Origin of the sequence: Coleofasciculus sp. LEGE 07092 (assembly GCF_015207375.1) — a bacterium.
Lineage (GTDB): Bacteria > Cyanobacteriota > Cyanobacteriia > Cyanobacteriales > Coleofasciculaceae > LEGE-07092.
Genome location: NZ_JADEWY010000187.1, coordinates 1 through 10,016, shown reverse-complemented (window position 1 = coordinate 10,016; position 10,016 = coordinate 1). Strand labels below are relative to the sequence as shown.

At 46.6% G+C, this 10,016-nt stretch carries 6 protein-coding genes and 1 CRISPR repeat array; all 6 genes read right to left on the bottom strand.

Annotated features, from left to right (window positions below):
• On the bottom strand, positions 1-1,289 hold a 1,289-nt coding region (locus IQ257_RS27520; protein WP_193933388.1), incomplete at its 3' end, for a hypothetical protein.
• Between the two features lie 362 nt (positions 1,290-1,651).
• Positions 1,652-2,126: a CRISPR direct-repeat array (repeat unit 36 nt; unit sequence GTTTCCATTCAAGTAGTTTTCCCAGCGAGTGGGAAG).
• 327 nt (positions 2,127-2,453) lie between these two features.
• Positions 2,454-4,178 carry an RAMP superfamily CRISPR-associated protein gene (locus IQ257_RS27515; RefSeq protein ID WP_193880392.1) on the bottom strand — a complete coding sequence of 575 codons (1,725 nt, stop codon included), beginning with the start codon at positions 4,176-4,178 and terminating at the stop codon, positions 2,454-2,456.
• Entirely contained in the window at positions 4,139-4,732 is a 594-nt protein-coding gene (locus IQ257_RS27510; protein WP_228061085.1) for a hypothetical protein, read from the bottom strand. The genes IQ257_RS27515 and IQ257_RS27510 overlap by 40 nt, the downstream gene beginning before the upstream one ends.
• Before the next feature lie 2 nt (positions 4,733-4,734).
• Positions 4,735-5,712, bottom strand: coding sequence for an RAMP superfamily CRISPR-associated protein (locus IQ257_RS27505; protein WP_193880395.1), 978 nt, complete (start codon positions 5,710-5,712; stop codon positions 4,735-4,737).
• Complete coding sequence (locus IQ257_RS27500; RefSeq protein ID WP_193880398.1) at positions 5,705-6,850, bottom strand: type III-B CRISPR module-associated Cmr3 family protein; 1,146 nt, start codon at positions 6,848-6,850, stop codon at positions 5,705-5,707. The genes IQ257_RS27505 and IQ257_RS27500 overlap by 8 nt, the downstream gene beginning before the upstream one ends.
• Positions 6,847-9,813, bottom strand: a complete 2,967-nt coding sequence (locus IQ257_RS27495) for a type III-B CRISPR-associated protein Cas10/Cmr2 (RefSeq protein ID WP_193880401.1) — start codon at positions 9,811-9,813, stop codon at positions 6,847-6,849. Before IQ257_RS27495 ends, IQ257_RS27500 begins: the two co-directional genes overlap by 4 nt.
• Between the last annotated feature and the right edge of the window lie 203 nt (positions 9,814-10,016).

Sequence of the window (10,016 nt, the reverse complement as noted above, 5' to 3'; positions counted from 1 at the left end):
TTATTAATCGTTATTCCTTGAGATTTACGCCATCCTTCAATCAATCCCCCCAGTCCCGGCAGATAATCTTTTCCTAAATAGGTCAGATGCGGGGGTGGAGTAACGAAACCCTGACTAACCCAGTCATTATTTTGACACTGAATATACAGCAATCGCTCTAAGGTTTGGGCAAACTGGACAAATGCGGCGGTATAATTTTGCCGGAGTAGGGGCAACTTAATCAGGAATGAAGACTCCCACGCTTGAATTAGGCGACTGGCTTTCATTTGCTGCCATTGGTCTTTCCACACCCCAATTTGCTCAGTATCAGCAACGGCGGCTAAGTCATTCGACCGCAACCAATCACCAATGCGTTGTAAAAACTTATCGGTTTCCCAGTGGGTATAAAGTGCCAGAATCCCGGCTAATTTATACAGAATTTTGTAGCGACTTTGGTGGACTTTTAACCAAAGTTGTGCTTCCGAGAAATCACCCCTCTCCCAAGCCGAAATAATCCGCATTCGTTCTAGGGGTAAGAAATATTCACCCATGGGGATGAGTTTGAATCTGGGAGAGTGGCAGGCGGTACGAGTGCCGTTGGGGAGGGTATCAAAGAAACTATCGGGTTCCTCTGGCATAGCATTAAATACCTGGCACTGCCGCACTAATGCCGCTGCACAAATTTCTACCCCAGACGCAATAGAAGGCGCACAGCCTTTATTTTGAATCCACAGTACAAATTCTTCCTCAGTACTAGGGGAAAAGGCGTTTAGTGCTTCGTGGAGGATTAATAATTCCAATTCCTTGCGAATTGCATCGCTATCGTTAGCGGCAATAACGGGTGTATGAATATCAACTCGAATATCCGACCAAATTGCCCTTATTTTGCCTGCCATTAACTGTGCCAACCACAGGGTATCCAGGCGGCGATAAAACCAAGAGACAGTTTCGGGTTGGTCAGTTCCCCAAAGAATAATATGTTTGAGTCCTTGCTTAACGCCAGATTCAATAACATTTTGGTCTAAAAGCAGTTCAACCAAGCTGAAATCATTCCGTTCAACACACCAATTGTAGTAACGTTGACCTAAATCTCTGGCACTCCAGGGGTAAGTTTTACCGTTTTCCAAGTAAGCGCCACGTTCAATACCCAGTTCTTGGTAAAGTTCGGCAACGTGAGGGGGATAGCTAATATTAGCATCGGCACCAAAGGAACGAATTGCACCATCATTGCAACGCCATCCAACTTGACGAGTGCCAACGGTGATGATTAGGGTATCGACGCGGGTGGATTGGGATTGAGGAGTTTTCATTGAGTTTGTCTATATCTGCTTTGCACTCTAACAAAGGAGAAGAGGGAAGTGCTAGGAATTTGCCACTATTGAAGATGACGAATTTTTTGTGATTTATCGTTTGATGAGGGGTTGGAGATGACTGGGGATGATTGTTGATTGATAGCGGCTTTTCCCTTGACGTTTGGGGAAGGAGTCATTCGGGAGTTCCAAATAAAAAAATATTCAATTTTATCCCTGAAAATAATTGTCCCCCGGTGGTGTCGGGGGATTTTTTTTACTACACCTATTGCAAAAGTCGATTTTTAGCGATCGCTTCTTTCGCTGTGTCAATCTAGGCTATTTCTCGCTTGATGGAAGATAATTTATGGCATTGTATGTCCGTTTCCATTCAAGTAGTTTTCCCAGCGAGTGGGAAGCCTACCGAGGTTAAGAATGCCTTGACTAAGTTTCCATTCAAGTAGTTTTCCCAGCGAGTGGGAAGTTCACGGTAGCGGTAATTCTGAAAACCGCCTCCAAGGGTTTCCATTCAAGTAGTTTTCCCAGCGAGTGGGAAGTCATGGCTCGCCCAGACGTTCTGTTGCCAGGGTCAACCGCAACCGGTTTCCATTCAAGTAGTTTTCCCAGCGAGTGGGAAGAAGGCGTAATATCTCTACCCCTTCTGGTGATATTTTGCTGTACGTTTCCATTCAAGTAGTTTTCCCAGCGAGTGGGAAGCTGTGCGGAAATTGTTCGACAAACCACCTGGGTTGAAGGTTTCCATTCAAGTAGTTTTCCCAGCGAGTGGGAAGTTGCTCAAGGAGTCGTCAATCAGCAGGCAATGTTTCCATTCAAGTAGTTTTCCCAGCGAGTGGGAAGAGTTCGTTCAGGGAGCCTTACGGAGACTGGGTTTCAGCCCTCGAATCGACACACCTCCGGAAATAGTACCATATCCTCCTAAAAATTGAGCCAAACATAGACCTCAAACCCCCTCTCTGTATGGCATCGACACACCTCAACGAAAAATATAGGGTTTCGGGGATTTGCTGAGGTGTGTCGATTGGTAGATTGAACCGCTTTTTTCATGCCATTTTCAATGGTTAGTGGCTTGACTTATCGCCAAAATTAGTATGAATCTTGAAGCACACAGAGGACGCGGGAATAGGGAAAGTGCTGTTGAATGGGGTGGGGAAGAAAAGCGATCGCTTAATTCGAGTTTGCAGGTTGAACACCCAATAAATGCACAGCACCAGGAATCTTGGCTAAATCTTGGAGGAATTGCGATCGCAAATGCTGGGACTGCGGCGTTTTTCCACCCATAAACAAGCAAACAATTTCCTGACAGTTGGTATCTTCTTCTTTATGGGGAATATTCACCCGCCGAATACTCACCCAGGAACAATGAGAATTACCGCCACTCGCTGCCAAGCCTCCCACATCAGGTTTCCGCTTGTATACAGGCTGATAAATGAGATTGATTCCATCCCCACGGGTATCTTGAGGGTTGGTAAATTCCCAAGTAAAATACTCTCGACTAATCGGTTCTTCCACCGGACCTGGAACCGCATAAACAGCACAAGTGGCGGGTGAGAACACTTCAGCGACAGGATTAGGGTGAGAAGATATCACTCGGTTAGACCAATGCTGTCTGACTGCTTCCAACCAACCCTGATACATGCTATCCCAGGATTCAGATTTTATCGGTAAACCATACAATTTCAGCTCACTTTTTTTAGCACCTGGCTTTTTTACGCTCTGCTTTAACGTTAGATAGCTACCCCGTGCCGCGTCTTGACCGTTATTCATCTGAAAAATATGCAAAGGTCTGCGCCAACCCCGTCCGACACCTCCAACCATTACCGCAAATTGGACAATCGGGAGAATAATTTGACTGAGAATAGTTTTAGGCGCACTGAGTTGTAACTGACCTTTCCAAGTATAAAAATTGGGATAATCCTCAGAACGCTTTCCCCAAGGTTTTCCGTCAACCATTTGTAAGCGCACACAACCCAAGCGGCTTTCGGGTTCTAGAACTCCCAGGAGTTCTCCCACGGTTGCTTGTGCATCGTCTTGGGACATGACCCCCAGTAAAAACCGCAGTATCCAAGAACGCAACCATCCCCGCCAATGGGTGGGGCGCAGTTCCGGAGTTCTCATATCTGCACCAGCGCACCCTTGAGAGTACAGAGTAAATTCAAAGGTTTTTCTTGCCCAACCAGGGTCTAGAGTGGGTTTAGAGATGCTATCGACATTAATGCTGCCATAACCAGAAGCGGTGCGACTGCCAACACCATATAAACTGAGTGCCTGTTGTACCCATTCCCAAACCTCTTCAACCTCTCCCGGTGTCGCACGGTGGGGAATCCCCCGAATTGCTACAGTTACAGAGACAGAATCTTTCCCATTTCCCAAAGTGTAGAAAGACAGGGGAGTACTTTGCCCTTCGTGGTAAACCTGGAATGGCTGTTGAGGATTGACAATATCGAGAGTCAGTTGTGTTGGTTGCTCAGACCAAGCATCAAGAAACTCAATTTTGCCAGCTCTAATAGTGTTATCATTCTCTTGATATCCCAGTAATTCCTGCATTCTCGGCAGAATATCGGGTCGTTTTTTTGCCCAGGCTCTGACCAAACCGCGAATGGCAGAACCCGGAATGTAGCCATTGAGGGGCAGCACTGGCATTTGTTCTAAGTTTGCACCCACATTGCGCTTGGCTTCTGGGCGTCCGCTGGTTGGTTTCCACGCTCCACAGGGTTCACCCGCCGATACAATCGTTTCAATATCTGGGTGAGGAAATGAGCCAACTTTCGCTCTCCACGTTAAGGTAAATGTGCCTTTCTTGAATAAATCAGATTGCGATCGCGCCTGGTGCTGCTTTTCGAGTAAATTAATTAATTGGATTCCGCTGTAGGGGTAGCCGTTTTCTTGCATTTTTCTTCCTCTTGATAAGCTCTTGCCCAAAAATTCCAGTGATTGGCTAAAATCAATGACTTGCGCCAAGCTGCCATGTATTCAGAGGGTTTTTGACTTGCCATCTCCACCACGTTTGTCATCAAATTTTTGGCGTTTGGCGGGTTATTTGGCTCAATTAACTGTCCCAGCAAACTTTTCCAGACGGGTTCGGTACGTTCTCTGACCTTACCCTCTTGAGCATTAGACTGGTTGAGATACCCTACAGCCGACAGTAAGCCAAACACTCTCAAATGTTGGGCAAGTCGCAAAACGGCGGTTACATCATCCTTGTTTAACTTCGATTTGCCTGTCTCGTTTAAATAGGTTTGAATGTGAGCATGAGCCGTTAAACTCATTTGTTCAGGTTGAACCCTTTGCCCTGAAGATGGTGAAGGATTAGAGGAATTTGACGAGAAAGAACTAGGATTTTCTGTGGTTGGGGTGTTCTGTGCCATCGCTGGAGTTTTGGCAGGAGATGGTTGAGAACTGGGAAACTGGTATGTTTTCTGCTTTTTGCCTTTTTTATTACCCATCCTTAAACCTCCACCGTTGCCTTAGTTTGCTCAGTTGCAGTCGATTCCTCTGAGGATTCTGTCGTATCACTAGCCATCGTTTCAGCTTGATGTTCAGGAGTTTCTAAGCCAGTCGGGGGTGTCTCATCGGCAACCCAACCTTGCACCCAACCCCGTCCCACATTGGCTTGACCCCCAACTTGAAATAAACTTTTGAGTACATCCATTAATACGTTGTGGTGACGAGAAGTGATGGGCTTTGTTTTCGACAAACTGTAACCCCAAGGATAGTAAAATATCGTGTCTCTAGGAATGCAGACATCCGTCCAAAACACTTCGGCAGAACCTGGCTGAGTTGCACCGTTTTCTGTTTCCTGAATCTTGTTGCGAACCTGCGTCCACAGGGAGTGTTCCATCAGTACCTCAAAGTCAGCATCCGGCAGTACGATGCGTTTGTTGTTCCAAGTCGGTTGAACGGCACTGGCTAAGTTAGAATGCCAATTACCAGAAAGAGCGATCGCATTTCTCTGCTGAGGCAACAAACCACTGACTTGAATATCAGCATCAGCTACGGTATAAGTACCACTCGCTACAGTTCCCACGGCATAATCAGGAAATGATTCATAATTGAGCTGGGCTAGCAATGCATGGTCACGAATCAGAGAATGGCAGCTTACCCAGGTAAAGACATCCTTACCCCCACTCATGGACATAGTACGCATGGGAACCCACAGCAGACGGGCATCACCAAACCACACCTGATGCACACCCATCTGTCCGTTACTATCGAGTTCTTTCCCAAATAAATCATCCACCATTTGGGATTTGGGCTGAACAGATGCCACTTCATCCCTGAGACTTCCCCGCACAGAGGAACCTGGCGCATAGGGAAAATTGGTATGCGCTTCGCGGGCAATCTCTAAAATATTACCCAAATCGCCCTCGCCGCCGCAGTGAATAGGGGCAAGGCTGTACATATAGCCAATCCGAAAATCAGTCATTGTTCGTCTCACTTGAGGGTTTGTAAGGAAGCCAAAAGAATTCTGAGTAACCTAATTTCCGCCAGCGCTTCACCTTTTCAGGCGCACTGTCCTGATTTTGAAACAAGTCTTGAGGGTGGTTGAGGTAATATAATGTTCCCGCAGGTGCTGCAAAGACTTGGGGGGCTGGAACATTATGTTTGGTTTCGTCCTTGTCTTTATACTGAGAACGACAAGCAATCGACACTTGGCGCTCTGTTGCAAAACTGACAAGGTTTCCCCCATTAGTAGACAGTATCCACTCCCACGGATAAGCACGACAGCGAGCCATATTGTCGTCATGCCAGCGCTCGAACACGCCAGGGGTAACTAGATAAGCAATAGATTTTCCTGTTGGTTTGAAATTCTCATCCGATTTTCCCTTCAACTTTTCCCATTGCCCTTTAATTTCATCGCACTCCTCAATCAGTACCCGATGCCCTTCTCCCCCCAGTCGCATTGTGGCAGGTAATGAGTTGAGAGGTTGCTTTAAACCAATGGCTATCTTCCAATCCCGATGCAGTCGTACCGCCGTCTCGACAAAATAACCATCTGCTGTTTTAACTTGGCGAGTTCCGGGTTCAATTGAATTGTGAGAGCGGCTTGATGTTGTCCAGGGCTTATCTTCTCCCTTATATTGAACCTTCCAATCCTCATCTTGAATTTGTCCGTTTTCTAGATAGGACAAGATAACATCCGAGGGTAAATACTGGCGATATTTTGTTTCTGGTTTTTCCTCATCATTATTATTGTCAGCAGCAGGATTGTTCCAAGAGGCTTTAACCAACGGGCAAGGTTTGCTTGAGTCAAATTCCAGCCTGTTATGCAAATGGGAACCTGTATCCCAACGAATCGGAACCAGGGGAATAGAGCCAACATATCCTAAAGGTCGAGGGAAATAGAGCCAGTGTTTTTGTTCTGTCGTATCATAACGACACAGGAATGATCCGGTAATATCGAAGTCGTCGGAAGTTCCCAGCAGACTGCGTAAGGCACCGACTATTGTATGACCATTGGGGGGGAAAATACTTCCTGCCCAAGCCCGTTCGGTGGGGGTAAAGGGTTTGGCATCCCGCAGCAGCAGCACATCTAGGGGGGTGAGGGTGTACCAATGTGTCATGATTCTCCCTGCCATTTGATTTTTATTTCCCGTTTCCGTAGGACAAACGCCGCGAGTTTGAGCCAGTTTTGAATTTCTGTCTCGCGTTTTTCTGCCTGAGTCATGGCGTGTAAACTGCACAGAAACTGTTCCAATTGTTGCTGCACATCGTTCTTGAGCGCTTCATTTCCTTTGAACAGTTCGCGGCGGTTACAAAAGGCTTGCGTCCAGGGAGCGATCGCATTTATATTCGGTGCTGGGTGTTGACTCCAAATTTGTGCGGCTTGCTCGAATAGGGCGGGTTCCATCGCTAAATTAAGCAGCGATCGCCAGCGTCTAAACACCTCAAATTTGCTAGTAGCGTTGAGGCTATTCCCATTACCATATAGAACTCTAACTTGCACAGCATTTTTCTGGAAATATTCTTTTTTCTGGGAAATCTTAGATTCGGTAGTATAGGAATGTTCCTTCGCTTTTTCCTCTGCATCCCAAAGATTTTCTAGGGCAATGGCTAAGGGGACAGAATGATGAGCAATGACTATCCCAAAACTAATCGTTGCCTCACTCCCCATCGTGAATAGGGGACGTTTGGGAATACCTGCTGGCGGTTCACTTCCCTGCCACTGCCAATAATCCCCCTCATTGTTGAACTCTTGATACTCTTGATCGTCCGCCCCCCGGAAGCACTGGCGTACATCCCACAACCACTTATCCCATTCCCAAAGATTGGTGTAAGCTAAGACATCATCGCCACCCCCGTAAATTAAGCGTCCGGTATAGCGCTGTTCGGTTAGGTAAGGCAGCAGTTTATTGGAGAAGTCCAAGAGGGCACGGCTCAGGGCATTATGGGTAGAGGGACCCATGCGTTTTTGAAGCCCTTTAAGGTGATTAAAAGCGTCGTGAATTTTGGGATGAGCGGTATCGGGCAAGGGTGAAGCCGAGGGCATATAATCCTGGTAATTTTTTAGGGGTAAACCTTTAAGCCACCGACTCATTCCATCCCCATCACCAGCCGCTAAAACATACCAATCGGTGGGGTTATTGTTCGGGTAAAACTGAGCAATATGCTTTTGTAATTCAGTGCGATAGTCGGGTTTGTCCGGTTCGGAAATGTCTAAGTCAGCCACCAACCAGCCAGCGTTGAGAAGACGGGGAGGACAACTGATTAAATCAGGGTGTTGACGTTCAAGCCCAGGAATCCCCCATTTCATGTCTTCAAAGGCTTTCCTTTTTGCGTCTGGAAACTTATCTAATTGTTGAAGTACAGAGGCACAAGTCTGGCGGAAGTGTTCTTTTCGCTGTGGGTCATTCTTGGGATAATTTACCCTTAAATAACCTGCCGCTCCAGCCGTTAAGTCAGGATAGGCGGCATTAAGTTGCCTTTCTTCTAACCCTAAAACCTCTTTTTTGGATAAAATTCGATGAATCCCTCGTTTTAGGGTTTCCGTCGCATTCAGTTGTTCAATACCGTCAAATAATCCCGCGTGTTCTTGCCAAAAGTCCTTGGTTTGGGCTTCGGTAATTGGGCGATGCTGGTTCTTTTCTCTAGGCTGATGTTCGTTAGAGTCAGGATAAACGACAGGTCCGATACCGGAAATTGTGGAACGAGGACTGAAAGCGGTAGGAATATCCCAGGTTCTGGAATTTTTTACGGCGGATAAACCAAAGCGCAATTGGTCGAAAAGGTAGGGCCACCAAGAACCAACGTTGACACTCACTGGGGTATTGGAAAGATTTTGTTTAACAGCTTGTATAAAATCGAACTCTTGGGGATTAAATAATCGGCTATTTTCCCCTAAGTTACAGGTAGCATTTTGAGCTTTCAGCCAAGGATTGTCACTCCCGTCTTGCGTGTCAAAAACGGATTGATTGGTCAAGTCTTCACCGTTTGCCCCTAATGGTAACGCTACCCAGTAGGGCTGCCATTGGGCTTTTAGCCAACCGTTCCAGGTGCGACTGTCTGGCGATAATTCTCTTGTCCCTCTTATCCAGCGCCGTTGTTGAAGTTCGGTAAAGACCAAATTCCCTAATTTTAACCATTCTTTGAGCAATGTTTGCTTGGCTGTTTGCATTGCTGCTTTAACTTCACCTCTAGGAAGCAGGGCAACGATTACATTGGGAAAGCCAGCAGTGAGTAAGTCACGAGAACTGGGTTCGTCTATCCAAGGAGTAAACGTCTCATATTCTCCCCTCAGCCAGTGGTCAATCAGGGGTTGTTGATAGAGACTGGGATAAATTAGGCTATCGGGTCCGTAATGTTGGGCGAGTTCCCAGCAAATTTTGGCAGATAAATAGTGCAGTACCCAAGAACCCGCCCAAAAGTCGCGCATTTTGCGACTGGATTTCACAATTTCCTGAACGGGTGTGAAGCTGAAAATCGCCAGATAAGGGCGGGGGGTTAAGTCGTCTGATTGTTGTTGTCTTTGGGGTGTGCGTCCATAGGTGGCTAAAGTTCCCGCCATAGCAGCCCGTAAACTGTTATGACTCCACACTGAGGCATCGGGTAAACTTTTTGCCGCAGGTGTTAGCATCAGGGATTGATTGTGCTGACAAACGAGTTCAGGTAAGCAGCGCCACAGCCACCAGAAAAGTTGTTGATGATTGATAGTCGTTGAGTTATTTGAAGCTGTTGAGGTGGCAGATGTCTGACTGTTTGAGTTCACCGAGAGGGGAACCCAAAGGGTTAGTTTTTTCCCCGATAGCAGGTGGGTTACTGTGAGTTCCTGGGTATCTGTTCCCCCAAAAATGATACGATTTTCTCCATGAAAGTGCCGATAAGCGATATTAAGGACGGCGCGATCGCTGGCATCGGTAATTAAATCGGCATTTTGATGAATAGTCGAGGGGACAGGTGATGATGAACGGCTTGCTTCTAAAGCATTGAAATAGGGTGTAGCTTCGTTTCCCGCATTGTTTTTTAAGGTGTTGAGGTCAAGATTATCAACCAAGCCCCAGATTTTTGCTTGCCAAAATGCTTCACACACAGGGTATTTCCTTGCCGTTTTGGTTCTGTACTGCACTCTAACAAGGGTTCCCTGTATGACGCCAGATATTACAATCTATCGCTCTTTTGTCACTCTGGGAAGAGTATAATCAAGAAAAAGCGTTGAAACCCAAGTCCCGCCTATGATAGCGCCGAGAGAGCCTCAACCCACAGTGAAGTTTGTGGACTCCTATTGTGAAGGCT